The 23,673-nt window shown below is 33.2% G+C and carries 29 protein-coding genes; 16 read left to right on the top strand and 13 right to left on the bottom strand.

Features of this window, described 5'->3' with window-relative positions; genetic code table 11:
* Positions 1 to 25: 25 nt before the first annotated feature.
* Together ABJF08_RS08005 and ABJF08_RS08000 are read right to left on the bottom strand one after the other, a co-directional pair.
* Positions 26 to 274, bottom strand: coding sequence for a phosphopantetheine-binding protein (locus ABJF08_RS08005; protein WP_348115604.1), 249 nt, complete (start codon positions 272 to 274; stop codon positions 26 to 28).
* Positions 275 to 409: 135 nt separating this feature from the next.
* Entirely contained in the window at positions 410 to 1,696 is a 1,287-nt protein-coding gene (locus ABJF08_RS08000; protein ID WP_348115603.1) for a beta-ketoacyl-[acyl-carrier-protein] synthase family protein, read from the bottom strand.
* 184 nt (positions 1,697 to 1,880) lie between these two features.
* Between ABJF08_RS08000 and ABJF08_RS07995 the strand changes: the two genes are divergently transcribed.
* Both ABJF08_RS07995 and ABJF08_RS07990 read left to right on the top strand, forming a co-directional pair.
* Positions 1,881 to 3,146, top strand: coding sequence for a POTRA domain-containing protein (locus ABJF08_RS07995; RefSeq protein ID WP_348115602.1), 1,266 nt, complete (start codon positions 1,881 to 1,883; stop codon positions 3,144 to 3,146).
* A 10-nt stretch (positions 3,147 to 3,156) separates the two neighbouring features.
* Positions 3,157 to 4,059 carry a DUF547 domain-containing protein gene (locus ABJF08_RS07990; RefSeq protein WP_348115601.1) on the top strand — a complete coding sequence of 301 codons (903 nt, stop codon included), beginning with the start codon at positions 3,157 to 3,159 and terminating at the stop codon, positions 4,057 to 4,059.
* 101 nt (positions 4,060 to 4,160) lie between these two features.
* On the opposite strand, the gene ABJF08_RS07985 is transcribed toward ABJF08_RS07990, so the two are convergent.
* The 7 genes from ABJF08_RS07985 to ABJF08_RS07955 all read right to left on the bottom strand — a co-directional run bounded on the left by ABJF08_RS07985 (position 4,161) and on the right by ABJF08_RS07955 (position 10,627).
* Positions 4,161 to 4,601, bottom strand: coding sequence for an acyl carrier protein (locus ABJF08_RS07985; protein WP_348115599.1), 441 nt, complete (start codon positions 4,599 to 4,601; stop codon positions 4,161 to 4,163).
* A gap of 72 nt (positions 4,602 to 4,673) precedes the next feature.
* Positions 4,674 to 5,456 (bottom strand): SDR family oxidoreductase, encoded by a 783-nt coding sequence (locus ABJF08_RS07980; RefSeq protein ID WP_348115597.1) that lies wholly within the window; start codon positions 5,454 to 5,456, stop codon positions 4,674 to 4,676.
* On the bottom strand, positions 5,450 to 6,502 hold the full coding sequence (locus ABJF08_RS07975) for a 3-oxoacyl-[acyl-carrier-protein] synthase III C-terminal domain-containing protein (protein ID WP_348115595.1): 1,053 nt from the start codon (positions 6,500 to 6,502) through the stop codon (positions 5,450 to 5,452). Before ABJF08_RS07975 ends, ABJF08_RS07980 begins: the two co-directional genes overlap by 7 nt.
* Positions 6,503 to 7,222, bottom strand: coding sequence for a methyltransferase domain-containing protein (locus ABJF08_RS07970; protein ID WP_348115593.1), 720 nt, complete (start codon positions 7,220 to 7,222; stop codon positions 6,503 to 6,505).
* Positions 7,206 to 8,315 carry an NAD(P)/FAD-dependent oxidoreductase gene (locus tag ABJF08_RS07965; RefSeq protein WP_348115591.1) on the bottom strand — a complete coding sequence of 370 codons (1,110 nt, stop codon included), beginning with the start codon at positions 8,313 to 8,315 and terminating at the stop codon, positions 7,206 to 7,208. Before ABJF08_RS07965 ends, ABJF08_RS07970 begins: the two co-directional genes overlap by 17 nt.
* A gap of 34 nt (positions 8,316 to 8,349) precedes the next feature.
* Positions 8,350 to 8,601 carry a hypothetical protein gene (locus tag ABJF08_RS07960; protein ID WP_348115590.1) on the bottom strand — a complete coding sequence of 84 codons (252 nt, stop codon included), beginning with the start codon at positions 8,599 to 8,601 and terminating at the stop codon, positions 8,350 to 8,352.
* Between the two features lie 25 nt (positions 8,602 to 8,626).
* Positions 8,627 to 10,627: a dehydrogenase E1 component subunit alpha/beta gene (locus tag ABJF08_RS07955; RefSeq protein ID WP_348115589.1), complete on the bottom strand. Its 2,001-nt coding sequence runs from the start codon at positions 10,625 to 10,627 to the stop codon at positions 8,627 to 8,629.
* A 107-nt stretch (positions 10,628 to 10,734) separates the two neighbouring features.
* On the opposite strand from ABJF08_RS07955, the gene ABJF08_RS07950 reads away from it, so the two are divergent.
* From ABJF08_RS07950 to ABJF08_RS07910, 9 genes are all read left to right on the top strand, one after another.
* Positions 10,735 to 11,493, top strand: a complete 759-nt coding sequence (locus ABJF08_RS07950) for a phosphatase PAP2 family protein (RefSeq protein WP_348115588.1) — start codon at positions 10,735 to 10,737, stop codon at positions 11,491 to 11,493.
* A 25-nt stretch (positions 11,494 to 11,518) separates the two neighbouring features.
* Positions 11,519 to 12,469: a 2-oxoglutarate and iron-dependent oxygenase domain-containing protein gene (locus ABJF08_RS07945; RefSeq protein WP_348115587.1), complete on the top strand. Its 951-nt coding sequence runs from the start codon at positions 11,519 to 11,521 to the stop codon at positions 12,467 to 12,469.
* A gap of 165 nt (positions 12,470 to 12,634) precedes the next feature.
* Positions 12,635 to 13,306, top strand: a complete 672-nt coding sequence (locus ABJF08_RS07940; RefSeq protein ID WP_348115586.1) for an RluA family pseudouridine synthase — start codon at positions 12,635 to 12,637, stop codon at positions 13,304 to 13,306.
* A 102-nt stretch (positions 13,307 to 13,408) separates the two neighbouring features.
* Positions 13,409 to 13,633, top strand: a complete 225-nt coding sequence (locus tag ABJF08_RS07935) for a hypothetical protein (protein WP_348115584.1) — start codon at positions 13,409 to 13,411, stop codon at positions 13,631 to 13,633.
* 29 nt (positions 13,634 to 13,662) lie between these two features.
* Complete coding sequence (locus ABJF08_RS07930; RefSeq protein WP_348115583.1) at positions 13,663 to 14,853, top strand: NAD(P)-dependent oxidoreductase; 1,191 nt, start codon at positions 13,663 to 13,665, stop codon at positions 14,851 to 14,853.
* An 84-nt stretch (positions 14,854 to 14,937) separates the two neighbouring features.
* Positions 14,938 to 15,483, top strand: a complete 546-nt coding sequence (locus ABJF08_RS07925; protein ID WP_348115582.1) for a PsbP-related protein — start codon at positions 14,938 to 14,940, stop codon at positions 15,481 to 15,483.
* Between the two features lie 130 nt (positions 15,484 to 15,613).
* Complete coding sequence (locus tag ABJF08_RS07920; RefSeq protein WP_348115581.1) at positions 15,614 to 16,177, top strand: TetR/AcrR family transcriptional regulator; 564 nt, start codon at positions 15,614 to 15,616, stop codon at positions 16,175 to 16,177.
* 45 nt (positions 16,178 to 16,222) lie between these two features.
* Complete coding sequence (locus tag ABJF08_RS07915) at positions 16,223 to 16,630, top strand: nuclear transport factor 2 family protein (RefSeq protein ID WP_348115580.1); 408 nt, start codon at positions 16,223 to 16,225, stop codon at positions 16,628 to 16,630.
* 7 nt (positions 16,631 to 16,637) lie between these two features.
* Positions 16,638 to 17,603, top strand: a complete 966-nt coding sequence (locus ABJF08_RS07910; RefSeq protein WP_348115579.1) for an alpha/beta hydrolase — start codon at positions 16,638 to 16,640, stop codon at positions 17,601 to 17,603.
* Between the two features lie 71 nt (positions 17,604 to 17,674).
* Here the strand turns inward: ABJF08_RS07910 and ABJF08_RS07905 are convergent, their stop codons facing one another.
* Positions 17,675 to 17,956: a helix-turn-helix domain-containing protein gene (locus ABJF08_RS07905; protein WP_348115889.1), complete on the bottom strand. Its 282-nt coding sequence runs from the start codon at positions 17,954 to 17,956 to the stop codon at positions 17,675 to 17,677.
* 158 nt (positions 17,957 to 18,114) lie between these two features.
* Here ABJF08_RS07905 and ABJF08_RS07900 point away from each other — a divergent pair, with 158 nt between their 5' ends.
* The 5 genes from ABJF08_RS07900 (at position 18,115) to ABJF08_RS07880 (ending at position 21,599) form a co-directional block, all read left to right on the top strand.
* Complete coding sequence (locus ABJF08_RS07900) at positions 18,115 to 18,627, top strand: VOC family protein (protein WP_348115578.1); 513 nt, start codon at positions 18,115 to 18,117, stop codon at positions 18,625 to 18,627.
* A gap of 25 nt (positions 18,628 to 18,652) precedes the next feature.
* Positions 18,653 to 19,735 carry an L-dopachrome tautomerase-related protein gene (locus ABJF08_RS07895; RefSeq protein WP_348115576.1) on the top strand — a complete coding sequence of 361 codons (1,083 nt, stop codon included), beginning with the start codon at positions 18,653 to 18,655 and terminating at the stop codon, positions 19,733 to 19,735.
* A 190-nt stretch (positions 19,736 to 19,925) separates the two neighbouring features.
* Entirely contained in the window at positions 19,926 to 20,489 is a 564-nt protein-coding gene (locus ABJF08_RS07890; RefSeq protein WP_348115574.1) for a hypothetical protein, read from the top strand.
* Positions 20,480 to 20,938, top strand: a complete 459-nt coding sequence (locus ABJF08_RS07885) for a hypothetical protein (protein ID WP_348115573.1) — start codon at positions 20,480 to 20,482, stop codon at positions 20,936 to 20,938. The genes ABJF08_RS07890 and ABJF08_RS07885 overlap by 10 nt, the downstream gene beginning before the upstream one ends.
* Positions 20,939 to 20,972: 34 nt before the next feature.
* Entirely contained in the window at positions 20,973 to 21,599 is a 627-nt protein-coding gene (locus tag ABJF08_RS07880) for a hypothetical protein (RefSeq protein WP_348115572.1), read from the top strand.
* A 72-nt stretch (positions 21,600 to 21,671) separates the two neighbouring features.
* On the opposite strand, the gene ABJF08_RS07875 is transcribed toward ABJF08_RS07880, so the two are convergent.
* From ABJF08_RS07875 to ABJF08_RS07865, 3 genes are read right to left on the bottom strand one after another with little or no spacing between them, the layout of a single operon-like run.
* Entirely contained in the window at positions 21,672 to 22,478 is an 807-nt protein-coding gene (locus tag ABJF08_RS07875) for a type 1 glutamine amidotransferase domain-containing protein (RefSeq protein WP_348115571.1), read from the bottom strand.
* Between the two features lie 7 nt (positions 22,479 to 22,485).
* On the bottom strand, positions 22,486 to 23,118 hold the full coding sequence (locus ABJF08_RS07870; RefSeq protein WP_348115570.1) for an NAD(P)H-dependent oxidoreductase: 633 nt from the start codon (positions 23,116 to 23,118) through the stop codon (positions 22,486 to 22,488).
* Between the two features lie 14 nt (positions 23,119 to 23,132).
* Positions 23,133 to 23,588: a MarR family transcriptional regulator gene (locus tag ABJF08_RS07865; RefSeq protein WP_348115569.1), complete on the bottom strand. Its 456-nt coding sequence runs from the start codon at positions 23,586 to 23,588 to the stop codon at positions 23,133 to 23,135.
* Between the last annotated feature and the right edge of the window lie 85 nt (positions 23,589 to 23,673).

The following is a 23,673-nucleotide window of genomic DNA, read 5'->3' as shown; positions in this document are numbered from 1 at the left end:
TCTTATTTTTAATGAGAAATGTTGATTAAGCTGTTTTTACTTTGACTATGTGAATGGCATCCTTTACAGTTTGCATTTCTTCCATATCTTTTTCATCTAGCATAATGTCAAAAGCATCTTCTACGTCCAATGCGATATCTACTAGATGTGCACTATTAATGCCTAAATCTTGCATTAAATGACTGTCTAGTTCTATCGCAGCAGCTTCTACATCTTGTGGTAAATACACTTTTACTATTTTAAAAAGCTCTTGTTCAATCTCTTTTTCTTGCATGTTTATATTTTCATTTCTTTTCTAAAAATACTATCTAAAGTTGAATTAAAGAAGCCTATACAGTTCAGTTTAACTATATATAATGAGAATATATAAGGAAACTGAGAAGTGAAGTTAATAATATGAATAATGTAATTAAACGCTATATTTTTTAAGAATAACACAAGCGTTTACATCACCAAAACCAAAACTAGCCTTTGCTATAATATTGATATTAGTCTTAACGGCTTGTATAGGAAATGAATTGGCACTCACCATTTCTGTAATATCTGGATGTAAAGAAGTGATATTCCTATTTCCATAAACTACGTTATTCTTTAATTGTAATATAGTACCCACCAGTTCTATACTACCAGCGGCAGCAAGACAGTGACCTACATAGGATTTAAATGTATTCATTACAGGAAAGTCGTTTTTGCTTCTATTTAAAGCCTGAGACCAGTTTTTTACCTCAAAACCATCTTTTGACGTTGCTGTAAGGTGTCCGTTTATGGCATCTATTTCTTTTGGTTTCACCTGCGCATCTTTTAAAGCTAGTTCTATACACTCTTGTACTGCTTGCCCATTAGGCGCTGTCATAGAGCCATCTCCACGATGTCCACCAGAATTTAAAGCTCCTCCTAGAACTTCTCCATATATTTTTGCACCACGTTTTAAAGCACTGTCAAGACTCTCTAGGATAAACGCACCAGCTCCAGATCCTGGCACAAAACCAGCTGCATCGTTAGATAATGGACGACTTGCATTTTCAGGGTCCTGATTATATTTAGTAGGTAAAATACGCATGGCATCAAATCCGCCCCAAATATAAGGTCCAGAATCACTAGTAGAACCGACTAACATTTGTGTCGCTTTACCAGCTGCTATACGCTCATATCCCATTAAAAAAGCTTCTGTACCGGTACAACATGCGCTAGAATTACTAGTCACCATATTACCACATCCTAGTTCTCCAGCAAGCCAGGCACTTATACCGCTAGTCATGGTTTGTATAACGCTGGTACTACCTAATCTACGTACTTTTTTCTCATCTATTAATAGAATAGCTTCTCTAAATTTTTCTCCACCGCTTTGCCCAGTTCCAAATATGATTCCCATATCAGATAACGCTTCTTTGGGACTTGCTATTTCTAGACCTGCATCTTTAAAAGCCTCTTTACCAGCTATCACACCGTAGACTAATCCGGTGGCTTTTAAACCTCTTAATTGCAAGTTTGTGAAATTTTCAGCTAATAATCCTTCCGTAATTTGAGGTGTTCCGGATACTTGACACCCAAAGTTTAAATCGGCTAGTTGTGGATCAAATCGTATTCCAGAAGTTTGTTGTTGTAACGCTTTCGCGAAAGCGGAAACCCCAATAGCATTAGGTGCTACAACTCCCATTCCTGTAATAACTACTCTATTCTGATTGTGTGTATTCATAGTTTTACTAAATTACATAATCTATTAATGATGAATGAGTATTTTAACAATAGGAATGTAAATGGTCAATAGTTCACAATTTTATCCCGTTAGTTTTATACTTCTGTGATGATAATTATGATTCTTTTGAACATTATATCCACGTAACTAGGTAATTTTGTCTTATCAATCAACAAGTATTTCGATGTTTAAAAAAATTACATTTTTCCTTTTTATTTTATTTGCAGGTATTCTAAATGCCCAAGATATAATTGTTAAAAATATAGAGTTTACAGGTTTAAAAAGAACTAAAGAATCCTTCCTTAAAAGATTAGTCAAAGTAAAAGCAGGTAATGTTTATGATCCTTTTCAGGTAGCTACAGATGTAGAACGACTGAATAGATTACCTGGTGTGGCAAAGGCTACATTCACTCTAGATAAAAGTGATTCTAAGAAATATATCCTTACTTATGAAATAGTAGAGAATTTTACCATTATTCCTGGAGTGCGCGCGTCACAAGCAAATGACGAGAGTTTTGCATTTAGATTATCACTTTTTGAATTCAATTTATTTGGAGAAAATCAATTAATAGGTGGTTATTATGGGCGCAACATTTTTGATTCTTATGGTGTCTTTTGGGAAGCTCCTTACTTGTTTACCAATAAATTAGGTATAGGTGTAAACTACCAAAATAACGTATTAAGAGAGCCTATATTTTTTGATAATGATAATACAGTAAACTACAGATTTGATAATCAAAGTGCAGAAGTTTACGCACTTTATGAATTGGATTTTCATAATAATTTTCAATTAGGCGTGCGATACTCCGACCAAGAATATATTTACCTAGATGGTATTATAACTAACGAAGTACCGCAAGAACTTAGTGCGAAAAAATGGAGCGTTTTAGGAGAATACGAGAACAACCATCTAGATATAGATTATCAGTACACATCTGGTTATAGGAACTTTACAAGCCTAGAGTTAATTACTGGTGGAGAAGGTTTATTAGAGGATGAACTTATAGCGCAAACGGATTTTCAATACTTTAAAAAAGTAGGAAAGAAAGGAAATTGGGCAAATAGATTAAAACTAGCTTATGCTTCATTTAATGAATCTAGGTTTGCTCCTTTTGCACTAGATAACCAAATTAATATAAGAGGAGCTGGAAATAGCGCAGGTCGTGGTACGGCAGAAATAACTCTAAACACAGAATACCGTCACACGCTTTATGAAAAAGACTGGTTTGTACTACAAAGTAATACATTTATAGATGCTGGTACATGGAGACAGCCTAATGGAGGTCTAGATGGCCTGGTCGATGGTAGTACGCTGAAAATTAACCCAGGTTTAGGAATACGTTTTATCCATAAACGTATCTTTAACGCAGTTATACGTTTTGATTACGGCTTTGGTATAGGTGATAACGCTACTAATGGCTTTGTTTTTGGGATAGGTCAATACTTTTAAAATTTAAAATATGAAAAATATTATATCATTACTTACCGTTGTCTTTTTTATCGCATCGTGTAATTCGCAAAAAAATATAGTTGAAGAAAACCCTAATCCTAAAGAGGTTATAGTATCACAACCTGTTATGACGAAAGCGGTTAAAGCAACTCCATCCAATACTCTAGAAGTTCCTAAAGAAACTGAAAACAATCTAGAGAAACCTATGGAAGAGAAACCTACGGAAGAAATAGTTATTCAGGCTTCTGTTCCAGTTATAGAAACTAGTAGCAAAATAGATCACAGTAGTTTTGATCAATTGCTACAGAAATATGTTACTAACGATGGACATGTAGATTATGCAGGTTTAAAAAAAGAACGTAAAAAATTAAGCTCTTATATAAACCTTATTAAAAATAATGCTCCAGACGATTCATGGAGTAAAAATGACCTACTAGCCTATTATATGAACGCTTATAATGTGATGACTATAGATTTGATCTTAAGAAATTATCCTAAAGAAAGTATCAAGGATATTAAAAACCCATGGGAACAACGTTTTTGGCAAATAGGTGATAAATGGATCAACTTAGAAGATATAGAGCATAAAATATTAAGAAAAATGGATGACCCACGTATTCATTTTGGGATCAATTGTGCATCATTCTCTTGTCCTCCGTTATTGAATGAGGCTTTTATTGCTGATAAAGTAGATACTCAACTGGATCAACTAGCTGTTCAATTTGTAAATGATACCAAACGTAATTCTATAGCTGCAGACCGTGTCGAGATTTCTAATATCTTCAAGTGGTTTAAAAAAGACTTTACAAAAGAAGGTGATATTATAAACTTTCTTAATAAATACAGTAAAGTGCAAATTAATGACAACGCTCGTGTACGTTACATGGAATACAACTGGAATTTGAATAAGTAAATTAAGGTATAACGATTTTAAATAGTGCTAATAGTTTATCTAACTTTTTAAGTAAGATACTTTGTCATTTCGTTATTGAATGGAATGACAAAGTTTAAAAATCAATCCTTCAAAATTATACCGCTCATCCAGCCTTCGGCGATTTTGTTTTCATTTTCATCCATCATTCGAACGACAACTTTTAATTTTCCAAAGCGGAAGTATTCTTTTTTTGCACTTACAATAACCGTAGTTTTTGGTAAAACCGTGTTTAAGAAGTTGATATGGTTCTCTGTAAAAACAAACTGTGGTTTACTATCGTTTTCTCTCATTAAATAACTGCCTAAACAGGCCAGTCCTATTTGAGCCATACATTCTATAAGAATCACACCTGGCGTGACAGGTTGGTCCTTAAAATGATGTTTGTAGAAATATTCGCTTTCGCGAAAACGGTAAATACCAATCACACTATCTTCATCCAGTTCTAGCAATTGATCTACAAATTTGAATCCATCGCCATAAGGTAAATTGGCTACTATTTTTTCTAGTGGATTGAGAAGCATTTTTTTTAAATATTTAATATGAGTGTAATAATTATTGATAATCAGTTTTCTTATCGTTTAAGCTCCTTACACTCATTGCAATGACTCGCCACCATCTACCTTTATCACTGTGCCCGTTATCCAGCTCGCCTCTTCCCTACTCATTAAATACACGGTATTTGCAACACGCTCCGGAGTGGTTAACTCATGATGCGGATTCCTTTTTAAGCTTTCCTTTTTGAGCTCTTCATACATAGGTATCAAACTTAAACTCAACGTGTCTGTAACACCAGCTTGTATACAATTAGAAGAAATTTTAAATGGAGCAAATTCTATAGCTATACTCCTATTAATTGCTTCTAATGTTGCTTTTGCCGCACTTACCGCTGCATATGATTTCATAGGTCTTGTACTACCTTCACTAGTAAAACTTAAAATCTTTGCAGGTTGTGCAAATAATTGAGCATCAAATAAGGCTTTGGTCCAGCTGTAGAGACTTATTCCCATCGAGTGAATAGTCTGTTGAAAATCGCTAGTAGTTAACGTTTGCTCACCAGTAAGAGGTTTTAAATTGCCTTTAGAGATACTATGTAACAAGACACTAATTTTTTGTCCTTTGAGAAACTCAATAATTTTTGCTGTATTTTCTTCTAATTTATCTTCTCTTGTGGCATCACTATTTACTGTAAGTAAATCGATACCGTAAGATTTTAATGTTTCAAATTTAGCATTAATAGCTACTGCCTGCATTCTTGAAGCTCGATAAAATATGATTAGATTCATACCGTGTTGTGCTAGTTTTAAAGCACTAGCATATCCTAGGCCACTACTGCCGCCTAGAATTATACCGTATTTATTCTCAAAGTCTTTTACCATTCTAGAAGTATTCTTTGTGCAGTAAAACCAGGTCCGAAACTTAACATTAATCCCTTAGAGTCTTTCTTTACATCACGACTCATAAAGCGTTCTAAAACAAACAGTACCGTTGCACTACTCATATTTCCATAAAGACGTAAAACTTCTTTTGTGTCGTCGATATTTTTTCCTAAATCAGAGAACAGCTCTTCCACAGTTTGCACTATTTTTTTACCACCTGGATGAAAAATTAAATGATCTATATCCTTAATTTCTAATCCATTTTTCTCTAAAAACGGATGTATGATTTTTGGGAAATGGCTTGCAATAGTATCTGGTACAGATTTATCGAGCACCATTTGTAATCCACTATTCACTAGGTCAAAACCCATCATATGTGTAGCATCTGGAAAATGATACATTTCATGTCCTTTAATGACTGGTCCATTATCCTCATTACAAGAAGAAAGTAAAACACAGGCACAACCATCACCAAAAATAGCCGCGCTAACCATGTTTGCCATAGAAAAATCTCCTAGTTGAAATGTGGCTGTAGGTGCTTCAACAGCTATCACTGCAGCTTTTTTACCAAGATTTGCTCTTAGAAAGTTCTCTGCATAGATTAAACCAGATATTCCTGCTACACATCCCATTTCTGTTACTGGTAAACGCACAATATCTTGTCGCATTCTCATTGAGTTGATTAAGTAAGCATCTATAGAAGGTATCATAATCCCAGTACAACTTACAGTTATGATATAATCCAGCTCTTGAGCTTTCCAAGAAGCTTTTTCTAGTGCTTTTTCTACCGCTTTTTGCGCCAGTGGTACCACTTCTCTTTTATAAATATCATTACGATCTTCAAAAGATGTTCTTGTAAATACCTCTATAGGATCCATGATGGAATATCGTTTATCCACACCAGCACCTTCAAAAATCTTGATAGTTTTGCGTCTTAAGCGATCTTCCTGTCCAGAAAGCCACTCTTCTACAAATGGTAAAATATCCTTAGTTTCTTTATAATACTGCGGTGTTACCGTTGCTACACTTTTTATTTTTACATTCATCTACACTGGAATAATCCATATATAACGGAACGACCACTTCCATGTCCATCGGTCATTATTAACGCCTATAGCTCTAGCATATTTTTTAAAATCTCTAGCTTTAAAACCAGATGCGATACTTATAAGACCATCATGTGTTGAAATTTCATGCTTTATAAAAATAGGACTTAAATATTTAAAAAATAGAAATGCAAGTCTATGTCTATGCAAATCATTAATTATAATTGATTTACTTGTAATTTCTTTGAATTTTGTCAAGAATGTCACGATCTCATTATCATCAAAATGATGCATCGTTAAGGAGCTTATTAAAATATCACACTTTAAATCGTCTGGGTTTATTTTAAGAATATCGCTTTCGCGAAAGCGTATTCTAGATATACCTTCACTCTTTAATCTAGCTTTTTCAATAGAACGAGCAGCAAAATCTAATCCTAAAAAACTAACATTTTCACTATTTATGTGTTTTTCTAAATAGCGCAACATCTCACCATCCCCACAACCTGCGTCTACAATAGTTATCTCCTTATCGGGAAATTTAACTATTTCCTTTTTTACAGCTCTCAAAGTGAAATTAAAGCCGTTGAGCAATCTATTTACGGTATTGATATCATCTACGGCATGCTGCAATGTGACCTGATCTAGATTAGGATCGTCCATCCATTCAGGATCTGTATTGCGATGGTTAGATCTATATTTTATCTTAGATAGGTTTCCCATGTGTTTTTTTAATAATTATAGGTAGTAAAAAAGGGAGCTTACTAATAAACCAAAGCCCTATAGATGTATATGTCTTGTTTAAAAGAATTCCTTGCAATAGTCGCCCTATCCATAATCTTTTACGGAATGTTTTATTCCATTTTTGTGAATAATCAGTTAACGATTGTTCTCTCGATATTTGATTAAGAAGAAATGGTTCTAGACTTTTAAAAGCTATTTGCGCACTATGTATGGCCATAGCCATGCCATTACCACAAAGCGGATGTATTAATCCAGCAGTATCTCCTAACATAAGTATATGGTTCTCTACGGTTAGTTTCTTCTCAAAAGATATTTGAGATATGGTTATGGGTTGCTCCCATACAGGAGTTGCATTATCTAAAAAATAGGCTAAATGTTTGTTTTGCGAGAGTACTTCTTTATTAAAATCACTTACATTTTTAAACTTTTTAAAAGACTCGTAAGTAGCTAGGTAACAAAGATTCACATGACCATTTTCTACCTTAGAAATCCCGGCATAACCACCTTTGAAATTATGTAGTTCTACTAGATTTTCTGGCATATCATATTTATAGTGCATTTTTACAGCTAACCATGGTGATTTGTGTTTTATAAAATCACGTTCTAACTTTTTATCTAGAATAGAGCGTTTACCTGTAGCCATAATAAACTGTTTACAAGTAAATTGATCTCTAGAAGTGGTAATGATAAATGTTTCTTCATTAAAAGTACTACTCAGCACTTTATCCTCAATAAAAGTAGCTTTAAGACTCGCCTTTTTAAAAAGTAAATAATCCAAGTGATATCTAGAAATTCCTTTACCTCCTTGTGGTAGATGACATTTAATTTGTTTAGAATCTCTAGTAGTAAAATTTAATTGTTCTAGGTTAACAGGTGTTTCTTGATCTAGGTCTATATCTAGAGTACGTAAAAAATCTATTACCTCATTGCTCAAATATTCACCACACATTTTATGTCTAGGGTAACTATCAGGATCTATACATAGAACATTATAATCTTTAGAAAACAAAATTGCCGCTGTCAGACCTGAAAGTCCGCCACCGGCAATTATAATGTCGTATTCTAAATTCACTATTCAAAGATAATGACTAGAAGTAAATCAAATGTTAATTTGAATCATTATCTCTATATCTTCTTTTCTGTACAAACTTTAAGATTAAATAAATAACCAGTAAAGAAGAAAATAAAGAAAATAAAGTAACCGCTGTAGGCATTAAACTACCACCTTCTGGGTTGGGTCCAAAAAACACTAATAGGGCAAAAATTACGGTAAGTGCCCATAATACATAGCGGAAGTTATCCGCCTCATCCATAAATTTCATAATATGTTGTTGATTAGATTCATAAGGGGCACTCAAAAATATAATTTTTATTAACCTAAAGTTAATAATTTAACAGTTTTTTCAATTTTTCTTTTAATTTATTTTTAGGTAAGTAATTATCTTCAAGTCCTTTTTCAAATGGTATAGGTGAATCTATGCTACCTAATCTCATGACTGGAGCATCTAATAACTCAAAGCATTCTTCACTAATAAACGCGGCAATATCACTAGCAACACTACCTGTTAGACTATCTTCAGTAAGAACTAATACTTTACCAGTTTTCTTCACTGAGTTAACAACCTTCTCCTTATCAAGAGGTACCAATGTTCTAAGATCAATAAGATCGATATCTAGTCCATCGTTATCAATTAATTCTTTTGCCCAATGCACTCCTGCACCATATGTGATAATGGTAGCCTGTTCTCCACTTCGTATAGTTAACGCTTTCCCTAATTCTATATTGTAATACCCATCTGGCACATCATCATAAACTGATCTATAAAGTGCTTTATGCTCAAAGAACAATACTGGGTTAGGATCTTCTATTGAGGCTATTAATAATCCCTTAGCATCTGCTGGTGATGATGGATATACTATCTTTAGACCTGGTACGGTGTAAAACCACGCTTCATTAGATTGAGAATGAAACGGCCCTGCTCCTACGCCTGCTCCACATGGCATTCTTACTACTATATCTGCCTGCTGATTCCAGCGGTAATAAGATTTAGCTAGATAATTTACTATGGGATTAAATCCACTACTTACAAAATCTGCAAACTGCATTTCTACCACAGCTTTCATTCCTGCGATACTGAGCCCCATACCTGTCTCAACGATGGCACTTTCACATATAGGAGTGTTTCTAACTCTCTCACGACCGTATTTTTCTACAAATCCATCTGTTATTTTAAAGACACCTCCATATTCTGCAACATCTTGTCCCATAATAACTAGATTATCATGCTTTGTCATAGATGCATCGAGTCCATCTTTTATAGCATCTACTAATCGTATATTTTGAGTAGAATTACCAGATGCTACAGATTCAAAATGATGTGATTTAAAAACGTCTTCTAGTTCTTGTTCTGTAGTTGTTGTAGGTAACGCTTTCGCGGAAGCGATATCTAAACCATAATTGATCTCTTTTTTAATCTCTTCACTCCAGTTTAACACATTATCGCTAGTTATGACATTGTTTTCTAACAAATACTGCTCAAAACGTGTTAATGGATCGCGCTGTTCCCAATATTCTAATAATTCATCTGGCACATATTTAGTACCACTAGCCTCTTCATGTCCACGTCTTCTAAAAGTTTTAAACTCTATCAATACCGGATGCGGATTCTCACGCATATCATTGAGAATGGCCGATATTTTTGTGTACACCTCGATAATATTGTTACCATCTATAATATGCGATTCCATTCCATAACCCAACGCACGGTCTGCTAGGTTTTCACAATTATATTGTTCTGTTGTAGGTGTGCTAAGACCATAACCGTTATTTTCTATACAGAAAAGTACTGGTAAATTCCATACACTAGCCACATTAAGCGCTTCATGAAAATCACCTTCACTAGTCCCACCTTCTCCAGTAAAAACGGCTGTTGCTCTACCTGTATCATTTAGTTTTTGAGCAAGTGCAATACCATCTGCAACACCTAGTTGCGGTCCTAAGTGTGATATCATACCTACGATGTTATATTCTTGTGTACCAAAATGAAAGCTGCGGTCGCGACCTTTAGTAAAACCATCTGTCTTACCTTGCCATTGCGCAAAGAGTTTCCATAAAGGAATTTCTCTTGTGGTAAATACACCTAGATTTCTATGCATAGGTAAAATATACTCGTCTTTTTGCATAGCTGCTGTTACTCCTATAGAAATCGCTTCCTGACCTATGCCAGAGAACCATTTAGAAATGCGACCCTGACGCAATAGAATCAACATTTTTTCTTCTATTAATCGAGGTAACAACATTTTTTTATATAAACCTATAAGTACCTCTTTATCTAGGGTATTCTTGTAAAATTTATCTAAGCTTGTGTGATTTGTATCTATCATTTTTCTGGACTGTTAATCAAATGTAAGATAATCTATCGTCTTACTTAAACGTTATAGTTAGTTACAAACTTTCATTTACTAACTTTGTATTAACAATTGCTGTTTTAATGAAACTACCTCTTTTATTCTTAGTTCTATTAAGTATCATAACTTGCTATGGACAACAACAGCCAGCAGACTCTATTTATTTAAATAAAGAGGTGAAATTTAAATACCAGTCTCTTTTTATACCTGCAGGACTAATTACTTATGGTGTGATAGGCATTAAAAATGATCCTATAAAAAAATGGGATCAAGATTTAAGAACAAATCTTCAACCAGATGGGACTAAAATAGATATAGACGATTACACTCTTTTTGTTCCTATAGCTGCAGTTTACGGTCTGGATCTAGCTGGTATTAAAGGACGTAACGATATGTTAGATAAAACGGTTATTTTAGGTACGTCTACTCTGTTTTTATATTCGTCAGTAAATCTTATTAAAAATAATACCAATATAAGACGACCTAGCGGTAAGTCACAAAGTAGTTTTCCCTCTGGACATACTGCGATATCATTTATGGCTGCAGAGTTTTTACATCAAGAATACGGACATGTATCACCATGGTACAGTATTGCAGGATATACGATAGCGGCCGGTACTGGTTTTTTAAGAATTTATAATGATAAGCACTGGTTGAGCGATGTGGCAGCAGGTGCAGGAATAGGAATTTTATCAACAAAAATAGCTTACTGGCTGTATCCTTACATAAAGAGTGTTATCTTTAAAAATAAAAGCAAATTGAAAGAATCTCAAGTGCAGTTAAATATTGCACCTTTGTACAATGGTAATGAGCTATTACTGGCCGCATCACTGAGATTTTAGAAAACAATAAATACTATTTAGTACCATGATTAATATCCCTAGCGTAGATCTAGCAGATTTTCTTAGTGAAGATCCTAAGAGAAAAGAAAAATTTATCAATGAAATAGGTAATGCCTATGAAGAGATAGGTTTTGTAGCACTTAAAAACCATTTTTTATCTGACGAGCTTGTTGAACAACTTTATAAAGAAGTAGAAAAATTCTTCCAACTTCCTAAACCTACTAAATTAGGTTATGAGCGTGAAGAATTAGGTGGACAGCGTGGTTATGTATCCTTCGGTAAGGAACATGCCAAAGGTAAAAAAGAAGGAGATTTAAAAGAATTCTGGCATTTTGGACAAGAAGCAGCACCAGATGCTGATATAAAAGATGATTATCCTGATAACGTAATCGTAGAAGAACTTCCTGATTTTAATAAAACAGGTATGGATGCTTATAGAATGCTAGAAAAAACTGGTATCTATGTTTTAAGAGCACTTTCTTTACATATAGGTCTGGATGAAAAATACTTTGACCACTGGGCAAGTAATGGAAACTCCATTCTTAGACCTATACATTACCCACCTATTACCAGCGAGCCAGAAAATGCAGTAAGAGCTGGTGCGCACGGAGATATTAACCTAATTACTCTATTAATGGGTGCTAGTGCGCCAGGTTTACAGGTACAAAGTCGTGATGGCGAGTGGATCGATGCCATAGCAAAGGAAGATGAACTTGTAATAAATGTAGGTGACATGTTACAACGTCATACTAATAACAAATTGCGCTCGACTATACACCGTGTGGTGAATCCGCCGCGTGATTTATGGCACACTAGCCGCTACTCTATCCCGTTTTTCTTACATCCACGTAGTGATATGAAATTGGACTGTTTAGAGGAGTGTGTGAGTGAAGAAAACCCTAAACAATATGATGATATTACTGCAGGAGATTTCTTGCACCAGCGTCTTGTAGAGATAGGTTTGATTAAGAAGTAAATTCTTTTAATTTTATAACATAAGTCCATTAAATGTAAATTTTAATGGACTTTTTTATGTGATGATCTCGCTTTCGCGAAAGCGTAATTAAAAACAAAAAAAATATTAATTATGACTCTTAAACAGTTTTCACACTATATTGAATCTTGAAAAGAAAATGACTGCATGGCTCTTTTAGAAATCATACATGAAAACAATGACTTTATAGTCGTTAACAAAACTGCAGGGCTTATTACAGAAAAAAGTCCCTTTGAATCTCTTACTGTAGAAAATCAAGTACATGATTATATAGCTAAGAAAAAGAAGAAACCGTATGTAGGTGTTATTCATAGACTGGATCGTGTAACTAGTGGTGTACTTGTTTTTGCAAAAAAGAAAAGTGTGCTAGTAGCTTTTAATGAACTTTTTAGTAGTCGTAGAGTTCAAAAAACATACCTAGCCATAGTCAGTAACAAACCACCTAAAAACAAACAAAACTTACAGCACTTTTTAGTAAAGAATCGTCTAGAAAAAAGAGCAGAGATAGTACCTACTAAAACTAAAAACGCTCAAGACGCTACTCTATCTTATCAAATTCTAGGACAGAATAAATATGGTTATCTTTTAGAAATAAAACCTAGAACAGGTAGATTCCATCAAATACGAGCACAGTTATCATACATAGGTTGTCCTATTATAGGAGATGAAAAATATGGCTCTGATCAAAAATACATAGACCTATCGGTGTGTTTACATGCATGGAAATTAACTTTTCCAGATTTAAATACTAAAGAGAATAAAACGGTAGAAGCCTCCATGCCTAAAAATGCTTTTTGGGATTTTAAAAGCATCAAATAAACTTTGGACATCTTTTTTAAATAGTGGCATACAGCTATTTTAATACACAGTGTAGTATAGAGCTATATGAACTCTAGTATATTGCAATTCTAAATACTTATTATGAAATTAAACTTACTCTCTTGCGATGATCAACAACCTAATAAAAGAGATATAGCTAGGTGTATGGTAGAGATTTCTTTAGGTCTTAGTGAATCATTGGCAAATGAGCTTACAGAAATACTGTTAGAAGGTGATGCGGTAAATATTGAGGTGAGTGATAAGAATTCAGGATCGGCATTGCGAGCGTTGCGCAAACTAAGTATTGATTATGAAATCATAGAATAATACCAGATTCTTATAATTACTTTTGTTCTATGAAAAAATCAGTTGCTATTATAGGTGGTGGTCCATCAGCATTCTTGCTGGCTGCTTTTTTAGATCAGGAAAAGTTTTCTACTACTATCTATGAGAAGAATAAAACGTCTGGTCGTAAATTTCTAGTTGCTGGTAAAGGTGGTTTTAACCTAACCCATTCTGAATCTATAGAAAATTTAATAAATAGATATACACCTAAAGATTTCCTATCTACTGCCCTAAGTCATTTTACAAATCAGGATTTTAGAAACTGGTTAGAACAGATAGGCATTCCTACCTATGTAGGTAGTAGTAAAAGAGTCTATCCTAAACAAGGTATTAAACCTATAGAAGTTCTCAATTCTATTTTAAAACATCTGCAACAAAAAGGAGTCGACTTTAAATATGAGCATCTTTTCAGTGGTTGGGACCTAAATAATAACCCTATCATTAATAATCGTACAGTAGAATCTGATTATACCATTTTTGCACTAGGCGGTGCTAGCTGGAAGGTAACAGGCTCAACTGGTGACTGGCTTTCTACATTCCATGATAAATTGACTAATACCATACCTTTTCAAGCATCGAATTGTGCTTTTCAAATAGAATGGGATTCAAAATTTATAGCAACTAACGAAGGAATTCCATTAAAAAATATCTCTATAACTTGTAATGAAGTTATCCAAAAAGGAGAAGCTGTAATTACTAAATTTGGTCTAGAAGGAAATGCTATTTATGGTCTTAGCCCTCAAATAAGAAAACAATTAACAGCTAACTCTCTTGCTCAAGTTTATATAGATTTTAAACCATCCTTATCTTTAGAAAAAGTCATTTTAAAAATTAAAGGTTCATTTTATAGAACCACAAAAGACATATTAAAGAAAGAGCTTAAATTAAGTGCTTCACAAATTGATCTTTTAAAATGTTATCTATCAAAAGAGTCTTACCTTAATCACAAAATTCTAGCTAATTATATAAAACAATTTCCTCTAGAAATCTCTAACACTGCCTCTATAGAAGAATCTATATCTACCGTAGGAGGAATTAATAGGAATGCCCTAACAGAAAAATATGAACTTAAGAACTTACCTACTCAATATTGTATAGGTGAGATGATAGATTGGGACGCTCCTACCGGCGGCTATTTACTGCAAGCTTGTGCTAGCACAGGTGTTTTTATAGCTACACATCTTAATAAACTCAATAACTAGCTCTTAACCCATTCTTTCCTTTATTTTTGGATTGTGATAAAATACAAACTTATAAAGCTTAAATATTCTACCTAAACCAACCTTATGAAAATCTCTCTAACCCTATTGCTCGCATTTCTTTTATTAACTTCCTGTAAAAACACAACAGATACTAACATAAATATTGGTGACGATAGTAGCGTAAGTAAAAATAAACATCAAGGAAATGGATTTTCTTTTAGCTATCCAACAGACTGGAATGTAACCGATGACGAGCTCATAGAAGAAGGTTTACATTATATGGCTGTAGAAAAGAAAGGTATTAATTCTAGCGGACTTATGACTGTTGTTTCCTTTGATTACACAATGGATCAAGATCTTATGATAGATATGAACATAGAAGAATTAAAATTGAATAGTTTCATAAACAATCTAAATTTTGCTCCTATTGAGGACGATGTTTTTAGCACTATTAAATCACGCTCATCTTCATTTGAATTTAGCACCATGGGATTAAAGCATCAAGGTAAGATTATTGCTTTTACTAGTGAAGGTAGTTCTTATGTTTTATTAACCCAGGAAGCATTAGAAGATCATCAAGTAAATCTACAGGGATTTAGAATAATAGAAAACAGTTTTAGTATTGATTAACACCTATTTACTTATCCCATAATCATATCTTTTAAAGTTGTTTTTACTATTTCGCTTTCGCGAAAGCGATATAAAAATAATTAACAAAATATTATTTTACCGATCGTTAGGTTATTAGTAAATTTGCACCATGAGACCACAGAAAATAGATGATCAGGAAATGCTGGAAGGGCTAACCAAAGTTTTTAGAAATAAAGGCTATGAAGGTGCTAGTTTAAAAGAATTAGCTGAAGTTACAGGTCTTAAAAAAGCGAGTTTATATCATAGATTTCCTAATGGTAAAAAAGAAATGGGTGAGGCTGTTTTTAACCATCTCGGTAATTGGGTTAATGAACATGTTTTTAAAACGTTAAATGATAACTCTATAAAACCATTATCTAGATTAAATGGTGCATTAGCGGCCATAAGAGTACTTTATGATGATGGTAAAGAAACTTGTATTTTAAGAGCATTTTCCATGCATAATGGACTAGAATTATTTGAAGATCTAATCAAAAAGAACATGTCTATATGGATTGATAATTTTGAAAAATTAGGTTTAGCTTTTGATTTAAAACCAGAAATAGCAAGAACATACGCTTTACAGTCTTTAGTGGAAATACAAGGCAGCTTAATAGTAACGAAAGGTCTTAATGATCTTTCTATTTTTGATACTACTATAAATGATATACAACGCAGATATTTAAGTGAATAAACATTTATTTATGTTTTTTACCTATCGTTAGTTAAATATTAAATTATGAAAAAATATCCATTACCACCATTTACAAAAGAAACCGCTACTTTAAAAGTGCAACTCGCAGAAGATGCGTGGAATACTAGAAACCCAACGACTATCTCCTTAGCTTATTCCATGAATACAGAATGGCGTAATAGAGATCAATTCTTTAACGGCAGAAAAGAAATAAAAGATTTTCTATCTGATAAATGGTCTAAGGAACTTCACTATAAACTCAAGAAAGAATTGTGGGCTTTTACTGATAATCGTATTGCCGTAAGATTTGAGTATGAATATCAGAATAAAGACGGGCAATGGTATCGTGCTTATGGTAATGAAAACTGGGAGTTTGATAAAGATGGTTTAATGAGCAAACGATATGCAAGTATTAATGATATTAAAATTAAAGAAAACGAACGAAAATTATAATTAAGAAATGAAAACAATTACAACATTTTACATACTACTAGGACTATTCTTAGTAAGTTGCCAGCAAAAACCAATAGAGGTTTCAAATGAACCATCGACGGTTACGACTTTACAAGAGGTATTGTATAAAAGTCTAGAAGTAGATGGTTTACAAATAGCTTATCGAGAGGCAGGAAACCCTAAAAATCCTACTATTGTTTTATTACACGGTTTTCCATCTTCATCTCATCAATATAGAAAAGTGCTCGCAACATTATCTGATGAGTATCACTTAATAGCACCAGATTATCCTGGTTTTGGTAACAGTGATTTTCCTACTTCTGAAGAGTATGATTACACATTTGATAACCTTGCTTTAACTATAGATAGGTTTTTAGAAAAGAAAGGTTTAAATGAATACGCCATTATGGTGCAAGATTATGGAGCGCCAGTAGGTTTTAGAATAGCAACTGCTCATCCTGAGAGAATTACTGCTATTATAAATCAAAATGGTAATGCATATGAAGAAGGACTAGGAGATGCATGGCAACCTATTAGAGAGTTATGGGCAGATAGAAATCCTACAACAGAAAATGCTCTTTTACCTGTATTTTCTTTAGATGGATTAAAATGGCAGTATACTCATGGTACTAGAAATCCAGAGACAGTAAATCCTGATACTTGGAATTTAGATTATTTGAGGCTATCCAGACCTAATGCACATAAAGTAAATATAGATTTGTTCTATGATTATCAAAATAATATTAAGTTATACCCTAAATGGCAACAATATTTGAGAGAATTCCAGCCACCATTACTATTAGTATGGGGTAAAAACGATGCATTCTTTCCTGAAAGTGGAGCGACTGCTTTTAAAAAGGATGTAAAAAATATTGATTATAATGTTTATGATACCGGTCACTTTGCTTTGGAAGAAGATGGTGATGCCATTATCAAAAAAATGAGATTATTTATGAATCAGGTTATTAAGTAAAATCCTAAATTTAATTAATACAACTCCTCATAGAGATCTATCTTTATGGGGAGTTTTTTATTGGGTTAAATTTAAACAGTGATTGTAATATCTTGTGAACCCCATTGATCAAGACTTCTTAAAATTTGTTTTAAGGATAGTCCTCTATCGCTTAATTTATACTCTACTTTGGGAGGTACGACAGGATAAATCTTTCTAGTAATTAAACCATCTTTTTCCAGTTCTCTGACCGTTTGAGTAAACATCTTATTAGATATTCCAGGGATTTGTTTCTGAAGAACTCCAGATCTTAAACCGCCTTCTAATAAATGAAATAATACTAATGGTTTCCACTTAGTACCTATCAATCCCATGATGTAATTTAATGGGCAAATGTTATCTTTTTCCAAAATTAGTTATTTTAAATACCTGATAATATGAAATTTACTCTTTTAGGTAACTTTACTACTTTTAGGTAAGTTATTTCTAATGAGGCAAATATAGAGTAATTTTGATATCTAAAATAAAGGTTATGGATACTAATAAAGATTACCCTAAGTCATTCTCTCATATAGGACTTACTGTACCTAATATTAACGAGGCCGTTAAATTTTACTCTGAAGTAATGGGGTGGTATGTTATTATGGAACCTGCTACGGTTAAAAAAGAAAAAGAAACCGCCATAGGTCAAATGTGTATTGACGTTTTTGGCGAGGACTGGACAGAATTTGAAATTGCTCATTTATCTACGTCTGACGGTATTGGAATCGAGTTGTTTTCTTTCCCTCATGGAGTGAAGAAAGCGCCAGAGTTTAGTCCGTTTAACACAGGATTATTTCATTACTCTGTTCAAGATCCTAATATTGAAGAATTAATAGAGAAAATAGTAGCCTATGGTGGTAAACAAAGAATGCCTATTAGAGAGTATTACCCTAAAGAAAAACCATTTAAAATGTGTTATGTAGAAGATCCATTTGGTATTGTGTTTGAGATCTATACTCATAGTTATGAGTTGACCTATTCTTCTGGCGCGTATTCTAAATAATTGAATATTTATCTAACTTTACATCATGAAAAAAAATATAGCAATTCTATCTATTTGTTTAGCATTCTTTAGTTCTTGTAAAGAAAAAACTAATGAAGTAACAGATATCAAAGTTTCAGAACCAATAGAAATTATAGAACCACAAATAGATGTGGTGACAGAGTTTAAAGGACAACAAGTTACTGGTGTTACTCTATCTGATTCTGGACGTGTTTTTGTAAATTTCCCTAGATGGAGAAAAGGGGTTACCAATTCTGTGATGGAAATAAAAGAAGATGGGCAGCAAGTGAGCTATCCTAATGATGAGTGGAATTCATGGGAAATAGACCTACCAGTAAGTGATACACAATTCGTAGGTGTACAATCTGTAGTAGCTTTTGAAAACCTTTTATATGTAGTGGATACTAGAAGTCCTTTATTTCAAAATGTACTGGATGCACCACGTGTTTATGTATTTGATTTTAATACAGATGAGCTAGTAGAGACTTTTATTCTAAATTCAGATAGTTACTTTAAAGATTCTTATATCAACGATTTAAGAGTAGATAAGGAAAATAACAAAATCTATTTAACAGATTCTGGACATGCAGGATTAGTGATTGTTGATTTGAAAACTAAGAAATCAAATAGAATTCTAACAGATCATACATCTACTACTGCTGAAGTTTCTAGCTTAACTTTTAATAATAAGGTATGGAACAACACTGTACATTCTGACGGAATAGCTCTGGATGCAAAAAACGACCGTCTTTACTATCATGCACTTACTGGTTACAGTTTATATTCTGTAAGTACAGATTCATTAGTTTTATCTAGTGAGATAGAAAAAAACGTAAAACTAGAAGCAAAAACTGCTGCTCCTGACGGAATGATCTTTGACCAATCAGGAAATCTATATTACGCAGATTTAGAGAATAATAAAATACAATATAGAAAGTCAGATGGTTCTATTCACACGCTTGTAGAAGGTGACAAAGTAAAATGGGCAGACACTTTTAGTATCTATAACAACTACTTATACTATACTAATTCTAGAATTAATGAGGTTACACCAGATATTTCTGAAATGAGTTTTATGGTAAATAAAGTTCTATTACCTATTGATTAATAGGTAAGTCTCACATTACATTTTAAGGCTAATTGTAAATTAAAAAACAATTAGCCTTTTTTGATTTATACAATTGGAAAGATTTGTTTTTGTTGAACTTTTTGAAAAAACCTCGAACTAGTTTCATATTCCACAAACTCCTCTCCTATTTTCTATTAAATTTGTTGATAATTAAAACTATATACAGTTCATGAAGAAACACAAAGCCATTAGATTCTTTATGGTAATAACTGTTTTCATAATGCAGGTTATATTCTTGATGATGACCTTAAAAGAGAATTATGAGTCTAATAATTTTCTAATCGTTACCTCTGTACTTCTCATAGCTTTAACTATTTTCTTTGGTTATCGTTATTTAGATTTACATCATGAAGAACATTCTTATGAAAAGGTATCTGTAGTTATCTGGGTTCCTATAGGTGCATTGATATGTTATAGTCTTAATGTTTATGGAGATTTAGGCAGTGTACTTGCAGCAGGAATTACAGGAACTACGGCATCGTTTATACCTGCAATCCATAAAAAATCAGATTATTTAAAAAAATTACCTGCAGCTATTTATTGTGGTGCATTTGTAGGAATGTCTAGTGTAGAAATATCACCATCTGTAGGCTTTATAGTTACTGCTGGTGTACTGACAGGAGTGTTTTTCATGCTCTCTAAGAATCTATTCTTAGGTATAGGTGGTAAGTTGGGTTCGATTGCTTTTTTGGGTGTGGTAGTCATTTATTTATTAAACTGGTTATGGATTTGAATTATGTAATCATAGTACTAGTCGGTATAATAGGATCTGTTCTCACTTATTATGTAAATGAGCATTTAAAGCAAGGTGCAGTTAGGGCATCTGCATTATTAGCATTAATAGTAGGTTTGTTTTTCTATCTTTTCCCTGATGTATTAAATGAATATTTATCAAAGAGTATTCCTATAGTTTTTATCGGTACTTCATTTATAGGTATGGTTGCCTCACATTCTAAAGGTAGTTATTTACGTCTCGCTCTTGCTGGTATATTATTTAGCATTATATACATCAATAAAGGGAATTTCTTTAACGGCTATGGAGGTGCATTAGGTACTATTGCTTTTATCGCATTACTTACAACTATGGCTATTTCTAATGCTTTTTCAAAAAGAAAGAAAGCCAAAAAGAAGATAAAGTCTTTTAAAGAAAAGGTATTTAAAAAGGACAAAAACTCACAATAAATAATTCCTACTAACTAATAAATACATCAGTATTATGAAAAAAATAGAACCTTTTAAAACACCTCATGATGCTATTGCCATATTAGATAATGGTGGTCGATTTTATAATATACTTACCACAGCAAACGATGGTATTATTTCTAAGGCCGAATTAGGAAAAGTAGGTGGTATTTTTAATGATCAACAGCAGATGATTCTTTTTTTAGAATTATCACTAGCACAACTGGATAAAACTCAAAAAGCAGAAGTTATTTCTAAACTAGATGAAAATCTTAAAGAAACTTATTTAAAATACAAGCCTAAAGAGTTATTGCCGTCGCAAGTGGAATCTTCTGGAATTAAAGCTGCTAACACTATTGTTACAGGCATCCCTAAATTAACGGAGTCTAAAAATGATTTTAACGGTTTTATAATGATACCCATTATGACCGGTAGTGTGACCACCTTTACCATGATTCCTATTATGGACCGATATGATGTGTATGAAATAAGAGATCAAGATTCTGATATTACATTCTTAATAGCGCATATTAAAGGAGCTGAAAAACTACCTGAAAAAAAAATTAAAATAGCCGGTGTTCTTAAAGAATTAAAGGAGGATAAAAATCAAAATACCACCGATAAACTATTTCTAGAAGTGGTTTACCACATAGATCTTTAGAGAATATTTTGCATAAAAAAAGAGCTTATTTCAATTAAGAAATAAGCTCTTTTATCATTTAGCAAAATGCAATTACTTAACTGCAGCAAATAATTTTTCTGCTACTAGTACAGAAGATGCAGGATTTTGTCCTGTAATTAAGTTACCATCTTGTAAAGCATATTCTGACCAATCGTCTCCTTTTGAGTAAATACCACCGTTTTCTTGAAGCATATCTTCTACTAAGAATGGTACTACGTCAGTTAATTGTACAGCATCTTCTTCAGAATTTGTAAAACCAGTTACTTTTTTACCTTTCACTAAAGGATTTCCATCAGTTCCTTTTACACTTTTCAGTGCTGCAGGTGCGTGACATACAAATCCTACTGGCTTATCCTGACTGTTAAAAGTCTCGATTAATTTTATAGATGTAGCATCGTTAGCTAGATCCCATAATGGACCATGTCCACCTGGATAAAATACTGCATCATAATCTGCAGCATTAACATCAGTTAATTTGTGCGTAGTATTGATAAGCTTTTGAGCTTCTTCGTCTTTATCAAATCTTTCCGTAAACTCAGTTGCAGCATCTGGTGCAGCACTAGATGGGTCTATAGGCGCCTGGCCTCCATTAGGTGTCGCAAGAGTAATTTCTACTCCTTTATCTTTTAAAGTATAATAAGGTCCAGCAAATTCTTCTACCCAGAAACCAGTTTTCTTTCCTGTATCTCCTAACTTATCGTGCGATGTTAAAACAAATAATATTTTCATTTTATTTTCTTTTTTAATTATACTATTACTTTCTATTTCAGCTGTTTCAGCCTTATTTTCTTTCTTTTCACTACATCCTAATGTTGCAAATAGCACAAAAGCAGTAGCTATATTTTTTAATTTCTTCAAATCCTAATTAGTCTAAAACTGTAACTAACTCTTCTGTACTTCTTCTAACTTTCTCAAGATTCACTAACCAATCTTCAGACTCGTTTCTGTAACCTATAGGTAGTAATACGGTACTTCTTAATCCTTTTTCTCTCAATCTTAAGATTTCATCTACAGCATCTGCATCAAAACCTTCCATAGGTGTTGCATCTACTTCTTCAAATGCAGCAGCAATCATGGCATGAGTAAAAGCAATATAAGCTTGTTTTGCAGCATGATTAAAACTTACCTCGTCAGCCTGTTGTGGATAGATACTTAGTAATTGCTGACGGTAATTTTCCCAACCTTCATTTTTAAAACCTCTTTTTTCATTCACTAGGTCAAACATGTAGTTGATCCGATCTTCTGTATACTTATCCCATGCAGCAAACACTAATAAATGAGAACAATCTGTTACTACGGACTGATTCCATGCGATAGGACGTATTTTTTCCTTTATTTCTTGATTTTTAACTACAAAAATCTCAAAAGGTTGCAAACCACTAGAAGTAGCCGCCAGTCTAGCTGCCTCAAGAATCCTATCCATTTTGTCTTCTGGTACTGCTTTACTATTCATAGCTTTTGCAGCATATCTCCACTGTAAACGTTCTAATAATTCCATAATCTTTATTTAATTTATTTATGTTTTTGTTCTCTTAAAACTTCAATCCACTCTTCTAGAGTATCTTTCAAATTCATGATATCAGGTAACTGTACGTTAGTCGTCAGTAATACCTGTAATAATTTATCAGGTACGTCACTAGCAACGTTTTTAAGTTCTTTACCTCTTAAGGTTAAACCTATTAGTACACTACGCTCGTCACTAATAGATCGATTACGTGCTATAAGACCAGATTTTTCCATCCTTTTAAGAAGTGGCGATACTGTATTAGTATTAAGATGTAGCTTACTGGTTATTTGATTGACCGTGACACCGTCATTTTCCCAAAGAATAAGCAATACTAAATATTGAGGATAAGTAATCCCCATGGTATCTAGATAAGGTTTGTAAGCCTTAGTAAGCAATCTCGACACAGAATATATCGGGAAACATACTTGACTGCTCAATTTAAGTTGCTCTTCTTTGTTCATTTTGTAATTTATGTCGTGCACGATACAAAAGTACTATATGTTTGTAGATACAAGTGTTTAATAAATGTGAAAGTTTTAAATATTT

This window comes from Nonlabens sp. (assembly GCF_039941875.1).
Taxonomy (GTDB): domain Bacteria; phylum Bacteroidota; class Bacteroidia; order Flavobacteriales; family Flavobacteriaceae; genus Nonlabens.
This window is presented reverse-complemented; position numbering and strand designations above follow the sequence as displayed.

What these genes read in the sequence shown, in the direction of transcription:
- ABJF08_RS08005 (WP_348115604.1), bottom strand. Translation starts at nt 274, where the DNA reads ATGCAAGAAAAAGAGATTGAACAAGAGCTTTTTAAAATAGTAAAAGTG.
- ABJF08_RS08000 (WP_348115603.1), bottom strand. Translation starts at nt 1,696, where the DNA reads ATGAATACACACAATCAGAATAGAGTAGTTATTACAGGAATGGGAGTT.
- ABJF08_RS07995 (WP_348115602.1), top strand. Translation starts at nt 1,881, where the DNA reads ATGTTTAAAAAAATTACATTTTTCCTTTTTATTTTATTTGCAGGTATT.
- ABJF08_RS07990 (WP_348115601.1), top strand. Translation starts at nt 3,157, where the DNA reads ATGAAAAATATTATATCATTACTTACCGTTGTCTTTTTTATCGCATCG.
- ABJF08_RS07985 (WP_348115599.1), bottom strand. Translation starts at nt 4,601, where the DNA reads ATGCTTCTCAATCCACTAGAAAAAATAGTAGCCAATTTACCTTATGGC.
- ABJF08_RS07980 (WP_348115597.1), bottom strand. Translation starts at nt 5,456, where the DNA reads ATGGTAAAAGACTTTGAGAATAAATACGGTATAATTCTAGGCGGCAGT.
- ABJF08_RS07975 (WP_348115595.1), bottom strand. Translation starts at nt 6,502, where the DNA reads ATGAATGTAAAAATAAAAAGTGTAGCAACGGTAACACCGCAGTATTAT.
- ABJF08_RS07970 (WP_348115593.1), bottom strand. Translation starts at nt 7,222, where the DNA reads ATGGGAAACCTATCTAAGATAAAATATAGATCTAACCATCGCAATACA.
- ABJF08_RS07955 (WP_348115589.1), bottom strand. Translation starts at nt 10,627, where the DNA reads ATGATAGATACAAATCACACAAGCTTAGATAAATTTTACAAGAATACC.
- ABJF08_RS07950 (WP_348115588.1), top strand. Translation starts at nt 10,735, where the DNA reads ATGAAACTACCTCTTTTATTCTTAGTTCTATTAAGTATCATAACTTGC.
- ABJF08_RS07945 (WP_348115587.1), top strand. Translation starts at nt 11,519, where the DNA reads ATGATTAATATCCCTAGCGTAGATCTAGCAGATTTTCTTAGTGAAGAT.
- ABJF08_RS07940 (WP_348115586.1), top strand. Translation starts at nt 12,635, where the DNA reads ATGGCTCTTTTAGAAATCATACATGAAAACAATGACTTTATAGTCGTT.
- ABJF08_RS07935 (WP_348115584.1), top strand. Translation starts at nt 13,409, where the DNA reads ATGAAATTAAACTTACTCTCTTGCGATGATCAACAACCTAATAAAAGA.
- ABJF08_RS07930 (WP_348115583.1), top strand. Translation starts at nt 13,663, where the DNA reads ATGAAAAAATCAGTTGCTATTATAGGTGGTGGTCCATCAGCATTCTTG.
- ABJF08_RS07925 (WP_348115582.1), top strand. Translation starts at nt 14,938, where the DNA reads ATGAAAATCTCTCTAACCCTATTGCTCGCATTTCTTTTATTAACTTCC.
- ABJF08_RS07920 (WP_348115581.1), top strand. Translation starts at nt 15,614, where the DNA reads ATGAGACCACAGAAAATAGATGATCAGGAAATGCTGGAAGGGCTAACC.
- ABJF08_RS07915 (WP_348115580.1), top strand. Translation starts at nt 16,223, where the DNA reads ATGAAAAAATATCCATTACCACCATTTACAAAAGAAACCGCTACTTTA.
- ABJF08_RS07910 (WP_348115579.1), top strand. Translation starts at nt 16,638, where the DNA reads ATGAAAACAATTACAACATTTTACATACTACTAGGACTATTCTTAGTA.
- ABJF08_RS07905 (WP_348115889.1), bottom strand. Translation starts at nt 17,956, where the DNA reads ATGGGATTGATAGGTACTAAGTGGAAACCATTAGTATTATTTCATTTA.
- ABJF08_RS07900 (WP_348115578.1), top strand. Translation starts at nt 18,115, where the DNA reads ATGGATACTAATAAAGATTACCCTAAGTCATTCTCTCATATAGGACTT.
- ABJF08_RS07895 (WP_348115576.1), top strand. Translation starts at nt 18,653, where the DNA reads ATGAAAAAAAATATAGCAATTCTATCTATTTGTTTAGCATTCTTTAGT.
- ABJF08_RS07890 (WP_348115574.1), top strand. Translation starts at nt 19,926, where the DNA reads ATGAAGAAACACAAAGCCATTAGATTCTTTATGGTAATAACTGTTTTC.
- ABJF08_RS07885 (WP_348115573.1), top strand. Translation starts at nt 20,480, where the DNA reads ATGGATTTGAATTATGTAATCATAGTACTAGTCGGTATAATAGGATCT.
- ABJF08_RS07880 (WP_348115572.1), top strand. Translation starts at nt 20,973, where the DNA reads ATGAAAAAAATAGAACCTTTTAAAACACCTCATGATGCTATTGCCATA.
- ABJF08_RS07870 (WP_348115570.1), bottom strand. Translation starts at nt 23,118, where the DNA reads ATGGAATTATTAGAACGTTTACAGTGGAGATATGCTGCAAAAGCTATG.
- ABJF08_RS07865 (WP_348115569.1), bottom strand. Translation starts at nt 23,588, where the DNA reads ATGAACAAAGAAGAGCAACTTAAATTGAGCAGTCAAGTATGTTTCCCG.